This is a genomic window from Kaistia sp. SLG-1, from assembly GCF_059699055.1.
Genome location: NZ_AP048544.1, coordinates 1679983 through 1694774 on the forward strand (window position 1 = coordinate 1679983; position 14792 = coordinate 1694774).

Here is a 14792-nt window from a genome sequence, read left to right on the forward strand (position 1 = left end):
AGCGTCTGCGACCATTGGCGTATCGTTCACGTTCGGTCGTTCATTTTGCTCTTTCGGGCAAAAATGACAGATTCATGTTGACCGTTCGGGCATGATGAGTTGGAATGTGCTCAGCGCATAAGGGGTGCGCTAAGCAAGGGAGAGTTCAATGTCCGCCAATACCCGACGCGCGGTCCGCGGCCTGATGGCCACGGTGGCATTCGCAGCCGGCTTGTCGACCGTCGCATCCGCCCATGCCGCGGAGACGGATCCTGCGGTCCTGGCCGCGGCCAAGGAGGCCGTCGCCGCAGCCAAGCAATTGCCCTCTACCTGGCCCGGCCCGACCACCTCGCCGGCGGCCGCGGAAGGCAAGACCATCACCATCATTTCCTGCGCACAGGCTTCCAACTGCAGCGTCGACGCCCAGTCCGCGCTGGAGGCGGCGCAAGCCCTCGGGTGGAAGGCCACGATCATTGACGGCAAGGGCGACCCGGGCATCTACAACGCTTCGATCCGCTCGGCAGTGAACAGCGGCAGCCACGGCATCATCAACATTTCGCTCCCCACCTCGCTTGTGCAGGATGGCCTGCGCTATGCGGCGGCCGCCAAGATCCCCGTCATCAACGCCGCCGATATCGTCTCCAAGGATCCGCTGGTCTTCGGCAATGTCGAGCATCAGTGGGTCGACCAGGGCAAGATGCTAGCCGACTGGATCATCGCCGACAGCCAGGGCAAGGCCGGCGTGGTCATTCTGCGTGATGACGAGTTCCCCGGCGTCAAGGATCGCCAGGATACCGTGGCCGCGACTCTCGCCAAATGCGTTGGCTGCAAGGTCCTCGACCAGGTCGGCCTGACGATTCAGCAGGCCACCAACCCCGCCACGATGCAGCAGCAGGTGCAGAGCCTCGTCGCCCGTTTCGGCAACGACGTCCAATACATCGTCGCGCCGTTCGGCACGGTGGATGGTCTCGTCGTCCCGGCGCTGCGCGCCGCCGGCCGCACCGACATCAAGGTTCTCGGATATGACGGCAACAAGCAGCAGGTCCAGCTGTGCCAGCAGGGCAGTGTCTCGGCCATCGCCGTGACCATGCTCGCCTGGACCGGCTGGGGCGCCGTCGATCAGCTGAACCGCGCCTTCGCCGGCCAGCCGGCAGCCAATCAGGCGGTTCCCGCGTTCCTCTCCACAAAGGAAACCTGCACCGGCTCGGGTCTGGCCGAAGATGTGGCGACCTTCGACTACAAGGCTGAGTACCTCCGTCTCTGGGGCAAGGGCCAGTAAGGAGCGACGAGCATGTTGGACGCTTTGAACACCCGGCCGCTTCTGACCGCACGACAGGTCACGAAGACCTTTGGGGCCACCCAGGCGCTCAAAGCGTTCGACTTCGCCCTGATGCCGGGCAGCATTCACGCCCTGATCGGCGAGAACGGGGCGGGGAAGTCGACCTTCATCAAGATCCTGGCCGGGCTCTACCAGCCCGATGGCGGCGAGCTCTACATTGATGGCGCGTCCGCGGATCAGCCGTCCATCGCCTTCATCCATCAGGATCTTGGTCTCATTCCCGGAATGAGCGCCGCCGAGAATGTTATTCTGGGCAGCGACTATCCTCGCCGCTTCGGCGCGATCGACTGGAAGGCGGTCGTCGCGATGGCCCGCGAGAGCCTGGCGGTCATCGGCGCCGAATTCGATCCCGAACTGCCGATCGAGCAGCTCGCGATCGCCGACCGCGCCCTCGTCGCCATCGCCCGCGCCGTCCGTCTCAATGCCAAGGTGCTGGTGCTGGACGAGCCGACCGCCACCCTTCCGGGCAGCGACGTCAGCAAGCTTTTCGCCGTGCTGAAGCGCCTGCAGGCGCAGGGCATGGGGATGATCTATGTCAGCCATCGCCTGCGCGAAATCCTGGATATCGCCGATACCGTGACGGTGGTCCGCGATGGCGCGCTGAGCTTTTCTGGTCCCGTCGACGGCCTCAACGAAGCCAAGCTGGTCGAGCACATGATCGGCTCCGAGGCGGTCGAGCACGGGCGCGCGACGAGCCGTGCTTTCAGCGGCCCGGCCATGCTCACCGTGCGCGGCCTGCATTGTCAGGGCATTGCCGGTCTCGACCTGACGGTCGGTCGCGGCGAGATCGTCGGTTGCGTCGGCCTTCGCGGGGCGGGGCAGGAAATGCTCGGTCGCGCGCTGGCGGCGGTCATTCCCTTTTCCGGCGACGTGACGCTGGATGGGTCGGCCTATCGCCCGCGCCGCATCGACGCCGCGATCAAGGCCGGCATTGCCTTCGTCACCGGCGACCGTGACGCGGCGATCGTCCGCAATCTGACGCTCAAGGAAAACCTCTTCATCCATCCGCCGAGGACCAGCATTTCCAGCTGGGTGCGCAGTCCGGCCAAGGAAAGCGCCCATATCGGGCGGACCATCGCCAATTACGACATCCGACCCCGGCAAGCCGATAAGCTGATCGGCGAGCTGTCCGGCGGCAACGCGCAAAAACTCGTCTTCGCCCGCGGCTTCGAGAGCAGCCCCAAGCTCGTCATTCTCGACGACCCGACGGCGGGCGTGGACATGCCGACCCGCTACGCGCTCTACGACCTGATGCGCCGGGAAGCGGCCAAGGGCGTCAGCTTCATCGTCACTTCGTCGGACCATGACGAGGTGGCCGCCGTCTGCGATCGCGTCGAGATCTTCAAGACGGGCCGCATCACCCACACCCTGACCGAACAACCCTTCGACCCCGAGCAGATCGTCGCTCTGGCCCAAGAGGAAGCAGCATGACCGACATCATCCAGCCTCTGAACTCGCAACCGAGGCGTTCGGGCACGCAGCTGCTGGACGCCGTCATCAGCCGCTATGGCCTGGTGATCGTGGTCCTCGTCATGATCGGCATATTCGCCGTCCTGCGCCCCAACACCTATCTGACCGTGCAGAATCTTATGTCGATCGCCACGTCGCAGGCGATCGTCGCACTGCTCGCCCTGTCGATCCTCGGCGTCCTGATCGTCGGCGAGTTTGACCTCTCCTTCGCCTCGGTGCTGGGGCTTTGCCAGGTGCTGGTGATCGGGCTTGTGGCCAATTCCGGCCTGCCCTGGTGGGCATCCTGCGCGATCGTGCTAGCGATCGGCCTGGCGGCCGGCCTCGCGAATGCGTTCATGACCGTGCGTATGCAGGTGAGCTCGTTCGTCACCACCATGGGCGTTTCCACCGTGGTGGGCGGATTGGCCGTCGGCTATTCCGGCGGCATGGTGGTGACGGGCATCCTGCCCGACCCCTTCTACGCCCTCGCGCAGGCTTCCCCGCTCGGAATCTCCATGCCGGTCTGGTACGTCGTCGTCGCCGCGCTGGTCCTGTTCTTCCTGTTCGAATACACGACCGCGGGCCGCCACATGCGTGCCGTCGGCGGCAATCGGGCCGCGGCCCGTCTGGCAGGCATCAGCATCGGCAAGTCGCTGACCCTGGCCTTTGTGCTTGCCGGCGTCCTGGCATCGCTCGGCGCCATCATCAGCGGCAGCCAGCTCGGCTCGGGCCAGCCTCTCGCCGCCGCCGGCTATCTGCTGCCCGCCTATGCCGGCGCGTTTCTGGGCGCCACGACCATCACGCCCGGCCGCTTCAACGTGTGGGGCACGCTGGTGGGCGTCTATCTGCTTGGGGCCGGCGTCAGCGGGCTGCAGCAGCTTGGCTTTGCGCCCTGGGTGCAGGATCTCTTCAACGGCGCCATGCTTCTGCTCGCCGTCGCCCTGTCCGGCTACCTGACCCGGACCCGCGGCGCGGCCCGTCGTGCGAGCGGCGCAAAATGATCGCTCGTGCCAAGAAAGGGATCGTTGCCGCCTCGCGTCAAGAGGCGATCGGCATCGGCACCGCCGTGCTCGAGGCCGGCGGCAATGCGATCGACGCGGCGGTCGCCACGTCCTTCGCGCTGGGCGTCGCCGAACCCTATATGAGCGGCATCGGCGGCGTGGGCGAGATCGTCGTCGGTCAGCCGAGCGGCGAGGTCGTCGTCGTCGATGCCGCCGCCCGCGCTCCCCTGGCTGCGACGCCGGAGATGTTCGACGTGGTGGGCGACGCGGAAGGACTCTACGCCTGGCGCAGGGTTGCTAATGACGCCAACATCTACGGCGCGCGATCGGTGACCGCGCCGCAGATCGTGCCGGCGCTCTATCTGCTGCACGCACGCTATGGCCGCATGCCTTGGTCCGATCTGGTTCGCCCGGCGATTGATCTCGCCAGGAAAGGCACGATCCTGGATCACTTCACCGCCGCCGTGCTGGTGCATGAGCGGCCGACTTTCGAACGCGATCGGTTGGCGCGCGAGCTCTTCTACGATGGCGGCATCAATGCCCCGATCGACGGCAATCCGCGGGTGCTTCTCAACCCGGGGCTCGCCGACGCGCTCGACCTGATCGCAAGGGACGGCGCCGCGCCGATGCTGGCGGGCGGCGAGATTACCGCGGCGATCGTCGAAGCCGTCCGGGCCGATGGCGGCATCCTCGCAGAAGAAGACTTTGGCTTCGGCGAGGATCGGCTTCTTCGCGACGTGCCCGCCTATGGCGATTTCCACGGCTGGGCCATTTATGGTTCGCCGAAGCCGTCCGGAGCGGTCTCCGCCTGGGACATCCTTTCCGGCCTCGCGCCCGCCGCCGCTCGCGCTGCCGATCCCTCCCGCTATGTCGATTTCGCCCGCAGTTCCCGAGATGCCTTCCGCAGGCGTCTGTCGGTTCTGTCGGGGGAGGGCGCGGCCAACGGCCCGTCCACGGCGACCACGCATTTTTCCATCGCCGCCACCGATGGCACCGTCGTGAGCCTGACGCAGACGCTGCTGTCGCTTTATGGCGCGCAGATGGGCGTCTCGCCGTTCGGCTTCTTCCTGAACAACGGCATGATGTGGTTCGATCCCGAGGCCGGGCGGGCCAATTCCATCGAGGGCGGTCGGCGCGCCCTCATGGCCGTCAGCCCGATGATCGCGATGAATGGCACCAGGACCCGGCGCTTCGCCGTCGGCGCGCTCGGGGCCCGTCGCATCATCAGCGCGGTCGCGCAGATCGTCGACAATCGCCTGCGCTATGGCGATGCCCCGCAGGCCGCGGTCAATCGCCCGCGCATTCACGCAGACAGCATCGCCGCCGTGCAGGTCGATCACCGCCTTCCCGAAGCCGTCTTTTCGGCGCTTGCGGCAGAGGGGCCGGTTGAGCGGGTCTATCATGGTCCGACGACCCTCAATTCGGCTCGCGCTTTCATGGCCAGCGTGGACACCCGTACCGGCGATCTCGCCGCCGGCTACGACCAGCGCGCCATGAGTTCCTGGGACATGAGTGGAGGCTTCTTCGATGAGTGAGAGCAAAGACGTCCGCATCGCGTTGACGTTTGATTTCGACATCTATTCGACCTGGATCGGCACGTTCGGCGCGACCTCTCCGAGCATGTTGTCGCGAGGCGAATTCTGTCCGATCGGGGCGCGCCGCATCCTGGCGCTGCTGGAGAAGCACAACGCCAAGGGCACGTTCTTCACCCCCGGCCATGCCGCGCTGTCCTTTCCCGATGACGTTCGCGCCATCCGCGATGGCGGCCACGAGATCGGCCATCACGGCTGGGTGCACGAGAACCCGATCACGCTTTCGCCGGACGAAGAACGCCGCGTCATGGAGAGGGGGCTCGAGGCGCTCGACAAGGTGGCGGGCGTCCGTCCGGTCGGCTACCGCTCGCCAGCCTGGGACAATGCCCCCACCACCATTCCGCTGCTGCTCGAATTCGGCTTCGAATATGAAAGCAGCATGATGGGTTCCGATTTCGAGCCCTACTGGTGCCGGGTTGGCGACGAGTGGTCCAGGACCGAGGAATTTCGCTTCGGCAAGCCGGTCGACCTCGTGGAGCTGCCGGTCGCCTGGCATCTCGATGACTGGCCGTATTTCGAATACATCATCACGCCCACCCACGGCATGACCGGCCTGCGCAATCCCAACGATCCGCTGACCGTCTGGAAGGGCGAGTTCGACTATCTCTACAACCATATCGGCAGCGGCCTGCTCACCATCACCATGCATCCGCAGGTGATCGGACGCGGATACCGGATGCTGATGCTCGAGCAGTTCATCGAGCATGTCGCGCAGCATCCGGGCGTGAGCTTCACCACCATGCAGGACTATGCGCGTCACTGGCGCAAGGGCCGCACCCCCAGCCTTCCCAAGGGCGCCGGCGAGGCTCGCTCTTCGGCATGGGAGAGCTGACATGCGCGTGGATGGCAAGGTCGCCCTCGTCACCGGTGCATTTGGCGGCATCGGCAAGGCTTCGGCCGAAGTCCTTTCGCGGCAGGGCGCGACCGTCATTGCGCTCGATATCAAGCCGGAGGCGCCGACCTATTCGGAGCCTGACATCGACTATCGCGTGCTCGACGTGCGCGACAACGACCAGTGGCAAAAGTTGATCGCCGCCGTCGTCGAGCAATTCGGTCGCATCGATATCTTCGTCGGGGCTGCCGGCATCACGGCCTATGAAGATCTCGACGCCGCCAGCGACGAGGTCTGGCACAACGTCATCGCCGTCAATCAGACCGGTCTGATGTACGGATTGCGCGCCCTGATCCCGGTCATGAAGGCGGGGGGAGGCGGCAGCATCGTGCTGATTTCCTCGATCTTCGGCATCAATGCGGTCGCGGGCATCGCCGCCTATCACGCCAGCAAGGGCGCCGTCACGATGATGGCGCGGAATGCAGCGCTGACCTATGCCAAGGACAAGATCCGGGTCAATTCGATCCATCCGGGTCTGATCGATACTCCCATGGCGCGCGCTCGGGATGGCGGCGGTCAGGCGCATACGATTTCTCTGACGCCGCTCGGTCGGATTGGCACCGCCGAAGAAGTCGCGAACGGCGTGGCATTCCTGGCCAGCGATGCGGCCAGCTATGTAACGGGTGTCCAGCTTCCGATCGACGGAGGCTATCTTGCCCAATGACAGAAAGCCGGTCGCCCTGGTCACGGGCGCAGGCTCGGGCCTCGGCAATGCCATCGCTCGCAAGCTGGTTGCTTCCGGCTATCAGCTGATCCTGGCCGATATCGACGCGGAACGGATCGAGTTGGTGGCGCGGGACATCGGCGGTGGCTGCGTGGGGCTTCCCGCAGACGTCGCCGTTGAGGCGGATTGGGTGAGCCTCATGAAGCATGCGCTCGACGCCTTTGGTGGTCTCGATCTGCTGGTGAACAACGCCGCGATCTATGATCCCAAGGTGATCGCCGACCAGACCATCGACGGCTATCAGCGTGTCTTCGCGGTCAACCAGCTCGGCGTCTTCCTCGGGATCCAGGCCGCGGTCGCGCCCATGCGCAGGCGCAAGGGAGGGGTGATCATCAACATCTCCTCGACCGGCGGGCTGCGTGGTTATGCTGGGACCATCGCCTATGCGTCCACGAAATGGGCCGTGCGTGGCATGACCAAGGTCGCCGCGGTCGAGCTCGCGCAATATGGCATCCGGGTCAACTCGATCCATCCGGGTCTCTGCGAGACGCCCATGGCCTACGAAAACACCCCGGAGCTTTTGGCCGAACTCAGGGCCGGCATTCCCGCCGGGCGGCTGGGGGAGCCCGCGGAAGTAGCCGCGGCGGTCGCCTTTCTCGCCAGCCCGGAGGCCGCCTACATCAGCGGCGCGGAACTGGCCGTCGACGGCGCCGCCACGGCATAGCCCATCACTTCCGATCGCCCGTTCTGCAATCCAGGAATATTCGTGGTGACAACCCTCCAATCGCACGCCCCCAACGAAAGCTTCGACGTCGCCGTCATCGGCGCCGGCGTGGTGGGTTGCGCCGTCGCACGCCGCTTCGCCCTCGCCGGCGCAAAGGTCGTGGTGATCGAGAAGGGCGCCGATATTCTTTCCGGGGCCTCCAAGGCCAACAGCGCCATCCTCCACACTGGGTTCGATGCACCCGAAGGCAGCCTTGAACTCAAGCTCGTGCAGGCGGGGCGGCAGGAATATCTCGATATCAGCGGCGGCTTGAACCTGCCGCTGGTCGAGACGGGCGCGCTGGTCTGCGCCTGGATCCGATCCGAAGCCGAAAAGCTTGCCGAGATCGCCGAGCAGGGGCGCAGAAACGGCGTCGATCGACTGAGATTGCTGACGGCGGCCGAGGCACGCCAGGTGGAGCCGGGTCTGTCGGACGGGCTCCTGGCCGCGCTGTATGTGTTCGATGAGCACGTGATCGATCCATGGTCGGCGCCGCTCGCCTATATCAGCCAGGCCATCGCGCTTGGCGCTGTCGTGCTGCGTCAGTGCGAAGTCCTGTCGGGCCGCTTCGACGGCGAGTGGCGCCTCGAAACCAATAAGGGCGCGGTTCGCGCCGGATATGTGGTCAATGCCGCCGGCCTCTACGGCGACATCGTCGATGCGCGGCTGGGCCTTGAGCCCGCCTTCACGATCCGGCCACGCAAGGGCCAGTTCGTCGTGCTGGACAAGGCGGCGTCGCGACAGCTGAAGACCATCATCCTGCCGGTGCCCAACGAGATCACCAAGGGGATCGTGGTCTGCCCAACGGCCTTCGGCAACGTGCTTGTCGGTCCGACGGCCGAGGAGCAGGACGATCGTGTCCGCGCGACCGTCGAGCACGACACACTGGCGGCGCTCGTGGCGCATGGCAGCCGCCTTGTTCCGGGCCTCGCCAATATCCCCGTGACGGCGGTCTATGCCGGCCTTCGCCCCGCCAGCGAGAAGAAGGAATATCGAGTGATCGATCGCCCGGACGTGAGGGCGGCGACGCTGGGCGGCATTCGCTCGACGGGGCTCAGCTCCGCTCTCGGCCTCGCCCAGCATGCGCTCGACCTTTATGTCGCCTCCGGCAGCGCCGCGCTCGAAGCGAGGATCGCTCCCGCGATCCAGATGCCGAACCTGGCCGAAACCCATCCGCGCGACTGGCAGTCCGAGGGTCACGGCGAGATCGTCTGCCATTGTGAAATGGTCACGCGGCGCGAGATCGAGGCGGCGCTGAACAGCGCCTTGCCGCCCGGCGATTTCGGCGGCCTGCGCCGGCGCACGCGCGCCGGCATGGGCCGATGCCAGGGCTTCTATTGCAATGCCCGGCTCGCGGAGATGACCAAGGGCTTGCTCACCGTTCCCCTGGCCCTGGAAGCGGAGGCCGGAAAATGAGCGGCTCGGAAGCGGATGTTGTCATCGTCGGCGGCGGACCATCCGGCGTCGCCGCGGCCATCGCCATGCGGAAGGCCGGAGTGCGATCGGTCACGCTCCTGGAACGCGAACAGTCGCTGGGCGGGGCGACGCGCCATTGCAGCCATTCGCCCTTCGGCATGCTCGAATTCGGTCGTGTCTATCTCGGCGCCGCCTATGGCCGGCGGCTCGAACTGGAGGCCCGGCGACATGACATCGATGTTCGCTTCGGGCATTCCGTCGCGAGCATGGCCGAGGACGGCAAGCTGCTCGTGGCCAACCATGCCGGGCTCGAAACCCTCTCGGCGCGGCGCGTGCTGGTCACGACCGGCGTGCGGGAAACCACGCGCGCCGGCCGCCTGGTGACGGGCGACCGTCCCGTCGGCGTTCTCACCACGGGCGCCCTGCAAGCCTATGTCGCGTTCCACGGACTGATGCCGTTCAAGCGGCCGGTCATCGTCGGCTCGGAACTGGTGACCCAGTCTGCGATCCTGACCTGTCTCAGCCACGGAGCCCGTCCGGTCGCCGTGCTCGAGCCGGGTCCGCAGGCTCTCGCTGGCGCCCCGTATGGCTGGTTTCCCACCCTTGTCGGCATTCCCTTCCATCGCGACGCCCAGATCGTCGATATCCTGGGCGGGGGCAGGGTGGAGGCCGTGAAGATCCGGCGCGGCGGCGTTGAGGAGACTTTGGCCTGCGACGGCATCCTGTTCTCGGGACGGTTCACGCCGGAAGCGTCGCTGTTCCAGACTTCCGGCCTGGAGCTGGATTGGGGCAGTTCGGGACCCGCCGTGGACCAGTACGGCCGCTGCGCCAACCCGCACTATTTCGCCGCCGGCAATGTGCTCCGGGCCGTTGAAACCGGCGGGTGGGCCTTCCGGGAGGGGCGCGCGGTCGGCGAGGCGCTGGCCGCTGACCTCGGCCATGATGTTTCCGACGTTACGCCGGTGCGCGTCACGCACGATGAAGCGATCAAGCTCATCGTCCCGAACCTGATCCGCAACGGCGCGACGCTGCCGGGCGGGCTGAAGAAGTTCCAGCTGCGCTTCGCCCGCCACGCTCGTGGCACGCTGTCCCTCCAGTTGGATGGAAGCACCGTGTGGCGGCAGCGGAGCCTTTGGAAGCCGGAGTCGCGGATCCTCGTCCCGATGCCCGACGGGGTGAGCCGGGCCAAGCAGGTGCATTTCGCGTTCGAGGAGGCCGCCTGATGCGTTTTGCGGCGATCGATCAGGGCACGACCTCGACACGGTGTCTGGTCGTGAGGGATGGCGGCGATTGGACTTTGGCCGCCAGCCTCAAGCACGGCCAGAAGCATCCGCGCGCGGGATGGGTCGAACATGACCCGGAAGAACTGCTCGGCAATGTTCGCTCGGTGCTGAACGCGGCCGGTCCTGTGGATGCGATCGGCATCGCTAACCAAGGCGAGAGCTGCCTGGCCTGGGAAGCTGAAACGCGCCGGCCGCTCTCGCCGGTGATCGTCTGGCAGGATGCGCGAACGGCGCAACATCTCGCCGGCCTGGACGCGGCGTCGCATGCACTCTCGCGGCAGGTGTCGGGGTTGCCGCTCGACCCCTATTTCTCGGCCAGCAAGCTGGCCTGGTTGCTGCGGAACAGCCCTGCGGTCGCGGAGGCTTTCGGCGCTGGTCGGCTGCGGTTGGGCACGACGGATGCCTTCTTTCTCGATGCCCTGGCCGGCACCTTCGCCACCGATCTGGCGACGGCGTCGCGCACCGGATTGCTGGATCTCGCCACGGGCACGTGGAGCGACGAGCTCTGCGCGCTGCACGGCGTGCCCCGCGAATGTCTGCCTGAAATCCGGAGTGTCGATGGCCAATTCGGCGAGATCAGTGGCATCCCCGTCAGGGCTTCGATCGTCGACCAGCAGGCGGCGCTTTTCGGCCATGGCTGCCGCTATCCCGGCGATTGCAAGATTACCTTCGGTACCGGCGCCTTCCTTCTCGCGGTTTCCGGCGCGAGCCGGCCCGTTCCGGGCGATCTTCTGCCGACCGTCGCCTGGTCCCGCCGTGGCGCGGCGACCTTTGCGTTGGAAGGCGGCGTGTACGACGCGGGCGCGGCGCTGGAATGGGCCCGCAGGCTGGGGTTCTATGGGGATCCAAAGGAGCTGAACGCCTTCGACGGACCGTCCGCCCTCAGCCGCGGCATCGTCTTCGTTCCCGCGCTCTCCGGGCTCGCGGCGCCATACTGGGATCGTGACGCGGCCCCGCTGTTCATCGGCATGGATCATGCCACGAATCGGCGCGATCTCGCCCGGGCGGTGCTCGAAGGCATCGCCATGCTCACGGCCGGCCTGATCGATGCCGCCGCCAAGGTCACGACGCTCGGTCCCGTCATTTCCATCGATGGCGGGCTCTCACAGAGCCGATATTTCGCTCAGTTCCTTGCGTCGGCGTCGGGACGCACCATCGCCGTGCCCAAAATGCATGAATTGACGGCGCTCGGACTTGCCGAACTCGGGGGGCTCGACGTCGAAGCCGGCCGTTCCCAGCGGGCGATCTACCACGCCGATGGCTCGATATCGGAACAGGACCGCGCGCGCTTCGCGTCGGCAATCAAAAAGGCGCGGGGCTGGCGGACCAACTCCGCCCCCGCATAAATCACGGAGACAATGTGCATGCGAAAGATCTTCCTCGCCGGCCCCTATGGCCATTCCGATCGCGAGGTCGTCCAGAGCCGGTTCGAGGAGGCCAATGCGGTTGCCGCCAGGATTGCGCGTAGCGGCTCGGTCGTGTTCAGCCAGATCTCGATGTCGCACCCGATCAACGCGCATCTGCCCGATCTCGACCGCGCCGGTATCGGCCAGCTCTGGGCGCCGATCGATCGGGCGTTCATGGAAGCGATGACCGAAATCGTCGTGATCGACGGCCCCGGCTGGCAGGAAAGCAGCGGCGTCAGGCGCGAAATGGACTTCTTCGCCGAAAGGGGGTTGCGCGTCTCGCTCTGGAGCGAGGTGGAAGAGGAATTCGCGGTGCCGGCGATCTAGTGAGAAGGATGGGACGCCGAGGACGATCGGGCTTTCCCGTCTTGCGCCGATGCTCTGGGCCGGCCAACGGCATGAGCTGGGTCTATCGGCCGTCTGAACGCGGTAAATTCCGGACTGAGCGGGCGCGTCGTTAGCGGCGCGTCTGTTTCGTTAGCCGTTAGGCCCCCCGCGCGGCTCAATCCTGCGTTCGAAGTCGGGCTCCCTACCACGGATGCCGTCTGACTGGTCGCTCGGCATCATCGTCTGAGCGCTGAAGTGAGAGGCGTTCGTTCCGCTCTGAGCTGTTCGTTCTGATTGGGGAGCCTGTCGAGGCCGACGCCATCCGTAAGCAACGTATAAATTCGATCGGTCGCGCTCGGTCCAACGATAGCTCCAGCGCGATGCGGGTCCGATACGGCAGGTGCCTCAACAATGACGATTCGACAGATAGACCATATATTCCAAGCCATTGAATTTAGCTTGTAAGAAAGTATGCTGTCATTCGCGAATTTCTGATTTATGAAGTCTTTAGTTTTCGCCCGTATCGTAAAAGTGTAGTCGGGGCCGTGATAATGGTCAGATTTGACTACCAGGTTCGAGAAGCACTGTATAATTCCGTCTTCGTTCCTGTGGCACTCAATATAAAATGCGATCATATTCCTCAGTATCGATAGCGATGGCTCGCTTGACGATGTGATGTAATCGACTTGATCGGCGATGTTCTTAAGGATTGGGACTGTCGCATTCTCTAAGAGATCGTATCGATCCGGGAAATAGTAGCTGATAAGCGCTGGGGTTACATTCAGAAAACTCGCGATTCCTTTGCGGGAAACATCGGAATCGAAGTTTTCGCGGAGAAAATCGCGCACACCGTGCAGGATTGCATCTTTGCCTCCGACGGCTGAATCGCGAATGGGGCGGCCTTGAGATCGCGTTCCCGACATATTCGTTCCCTTCGCCACTTCGAAAAATGGAAGAAAGCAAACTCCGGAGGGAGGATATGTAAGCGCTGGCATGTTGCCTTGTTGCGCGCCGCGATAATAGAGCCAACTGATAATCTAGTATCATCTAGATAATCAGTTTGGCGCCGGCTCTCTATCGCCAGAACTGGCTACATGGTGCACTGCAAATTCATTTCAAACATTAAATTAACGGAAATCGTCTCATCCGCTCGGTGTGCGGGCCGGTTGGGCCTGTCATGAAAAGGGGCGTCGCAGGGGAGGGCGCTCGGGTCTGGCTAAGATCCCACCGCGGCGGCCGGATAGGCGTCGACCGCTTGCGGCATCTGATCTGCGCCGCCAATGCCCAAGCTCGCGTCCTGCGGGCGGAGGCGGGCGGAGGCGAGGGCGGAGAGGACGAAGAACGGCATGCCAAGATCAATCAGGGCGCCAGAAATCGATGACGCGATCAGCGCGGCGAGCATGCCCGCCTTGGCGGCGCGACGCGCGGCATGGGTGAAGCCGTCATCGCTGGCATCGCCACGCAGCATGGCTGTCGCGATGAAGAGCGCATAGCAGGCCGAGCCGAACACGCCGAGATTGGCCAGCGCCGCAAGCGGGAAGCTGGACGCGCGGACGCTGCCAATGCCAGTGCCAAGGCCAAAAGTCTCGGTGAAGGTTCTGAACGCCTCGACATTGTAGCGCGAGCGCTCGATTCCGGATTGGCTGGCTGATTTCTGGAACACCATGCCGTTCAGGACGTCCATGGTAGCGTCGTGGGCGGGCTGGTAGAGCGCGATGACGCAGACGATGGCAGCCAGCACGAGCGGGGCAAAGACAATCAGCAATCCGGTCGTCCACGGTGCCGGCCGGCCCTTGCGCAGAAGCTGCAATATCGATCCGGCGTAGAGCAGGGCGAGGCAGATCGGCAACGCCACATAGGCTGTCGTCGAGGTCGACAGCAACAGCAGCACGAGCGACAGGAGAGCGACCGGGAACGCGATCTTCGTGTAGACGCCGCCGAGCCAGAGCTGCAGTGAGAAAGCGAAGGCGCCCAGCGTCGCAAAGGCGAAGGCCGAGGCTTCCGTGAAGGAGCCGATGATGCGCCGCATGCCGCCGGAGGTAGCGTCGAGATAGATCGTGTAGGTGGCGTTGCGCATGAAATCGAGGAGATCGCCCGTTCCGGTCCAGAACGTCGCGAGGTCGAGGCCAGCGAAAAGGATGTTGGCGACGCAATAGGCGAGCAGGGCCTGCGTCACGGTCTTGAGGCCTGCTTGCGTCTGCACGAAGACCGAGGCGGCAAGGAAGCAGACCATGTCGCCGGTGAAATAGATGGATTGGGTCAAATTGCCGGAGGTCGGCCCGAGCGGGATCTGCGCGAAGCCGCCGAGAGAGGCGCTGACCCCGATGGCATTGACGTAATACTGGCCAGCCAGCAGACGCGGGAAAAAGAAGGCTCCGACGATGCCGTAGAGCCAGGTGCATAGCAGCCAGAAGCCGGGCCCCGGAAAGCGGAGCAGCAGGACTGCCGCCCGAAAATTGGCGGTCTTGCTGAATACGCCGATGGCGAGGAAGCCGAGCAGCAGATGCGCTGGCTGTATGCTGGCCCCGGTGGCGCTCAGGATCATGGCCGCCGATGAGCCGAGTAGCGTCGAAAGGATGAAGGCCTTGAAGGCAAATGTCTCCCCGCGCAGAAGCGCGAGGATGCCGACTACCATCGTCAACAAGCCCATCAATTCGATCGACATTCGTCCTGTCCGTAAG

The 14792-nt window shown here is 64.8% G+C and carries 13 protein-coding genes; 11 read left to right on the forward strand and 2 right to left on the reverse strand.

The features are described 5' to 3' along the window. Positions 1 to 148: 148 nt before the first annotated feature. The 11 genes from AC6HZP_RS07440 to AC6HZP_RS07490 are packed head-to-tail and all read left to right on the forward strand — an operon-like array spanning position 149 to position 12111. Complete coding sequence (locus AC6HZP_RS07440) at positions 149 to 1258, forward strand: substrate-binding domain-containing protein (protein WP_497526047.1); 1110 nt, start codon at positions 149 to 151, stop codon at positions 1256 to 1258. 12 nt (positions 1259 to 1270) lie between these two features. Continuing rightward, positions 1271 to 2749 carry a sugar ABC transporter ATP-binding protein gene (locus AC6HZP_RS07445; RefSeq protein ID WP_497526048.1) on the forward strand — a complete coding sequence of 493 codons (1479 nt, stop codon included), beginning with the start codon at positions 1271 to 1273 and terminating at the stop codon, positions 2747 to 2749. Beyond that, positions 2746 to 3768, forward strand: a complete 1023-nt coding sequence (locus AC6HZP_RS07450) for an ABC transporter permease (RefSeq protein WP_497526049.1) — start codon at positions 2746 to 2748, stop codon at positions 3766 to 3768. Before AC6HZP_RS07445 ends, AC6HZP_RS07450 begins: the two co-directional genes overlap by 4 nt. Next, positions 3765 to 5303: a gamma-glutamyltransferase gene (locus AC6HZP_RS07455; RefSeq protein ID WP_497526752.1), complete on the forward strand. Its 1539-nt coding sequence runs from the start codon at positions 3765 to 3767 to the stop codon at positions 5301 to 5303. Before AC6HZP_RS07450 ends, AC6HZP_RS07455 begins: the two co-directional genes overlap by 4 nt. Further along, positions 5296 to 6192 carry a polysaccharide deacetylase family protein gene (locus AC6HZP_RS07460; protein WP_497526050.1) on the forward strand — a complete coding sequence of 299 codons (897 nt, stop codon included), beginning with the start codon at positions 5296 to 5298 and terminating at the stop codon, positions 6190 to 6192. The genes AC6HZP_RS07455 and AC6HZP_RS07460 overlap by 8 nt, the downstream gene beginning before the upstream one ends. 1 nt (position 6193) lies before the next feature. Continuing rightward, on the forward strand, positions 6194 to 6916 hold the full coding sequence (locus tag AC6HZP_RS07465; protein ID WP_497526051.1) for an SDR family NAD(P)-dependent oxidoreductase: 723 nt from the start codon (positions 6194 to 6196) through the stop codon (positions 6914 to 6916). After that, positions 6906 to 7640 carry an SDR family NAD(P)-dependent oxidoreductase gene (locus AC6HZP_RS07470; protein ID WP_497526052.1) on the forward strand — a complete coding sequence of 245 codons (735 nt, stop codon included), beginning with the start codon at positions 6906 to 6908 and terminating at the stop codon, positions 7638 to 7640. The genes AC6HZP_RS07465 and AC6HZP_RS07470 overlap by 11 nt, the downstream gene beginning before the upstream one ends. 45 nt (positions 7641 to 7685) lie before the next feature. Further along, entirely contained in the window at positions 7686 to 9095 is a 1410-nt protein-coding gene (locus AC6HZP_RS07475; RefSeq protein WP_497526053.1) for an NAD(P)/FAD-dependent oxidoreductase, read from the forward strand. After that, a complete protein-coding gene (locus tag AC6HZP_RS07480; RefSeq protein ID WP_497526054.1) occupies positions 9092 to 10318 on the forward strand; it encodes an NAD(P)/FAD-dependent oxidoreductase in 1227 nt (408 codons plus the stop codon). The genes AC6HZP_RS07475 and AC6HZP_RS07480 overlap by 4 nt, the downstream gene beginning before the upstream one ends. Continuing rightward, positions 10318 to 11724 carry an FGGY family carbohydrate kinase gene (locus AC6HZP_RS07485; RefSeq protein ID WP_497526055.1) on the forward strand — a complete coding sequence of 469 codons (1407 nt, stop codon included), beginning with the start codon at positions 10318 to 10320 and terminating at the stop codon, positions 11722 to 11724. Before AC6HZP_RS07480 ends, AC6HZP_RS07485 begins: the two co-directional genes overlap by 1 nt. 18 nt (positions 11725 to 11742) lie before the next feature. After that, positions 11743 to 12111 (forward strand): DUF1937 family protein, encoded by a 369-nt coding sequence (locus AC6HZP_RS07490; protein WP_497526056.1) that lies wholly within the window; start codon positions 11743 to 11745, stop codon positions 12109 to 12111. Between the two features lie 236 nt (positions 12112 to 12347). On the opposite strand, the gene AC6HZP_RS07495 is transcribed toward AC6HZP_RS07490, so the two are convergent. Beyond that, positions 12348 to 13034, reverse strand: coding sequence for a hypothetical protein (locus tag AC6HZP_RS07495; protein ID WP_497526057.1), 687 nt, complete (start codon positions 13032 to 13034; stop codon positions 12348 to 12350). Between the two features lie 293 nt (positions 13035 to 13327). After that, entirely contained in the window at positions 13328 to 14776 is a 1449-nt protein-coding gene (locus tag AC6HZP_RS07500) for a hypothetical protein (RefSeq protein WP_497526058.1), read from the reverse strand. Positions 14777 to 14792 lie beyond the last annotated feature (16 nt).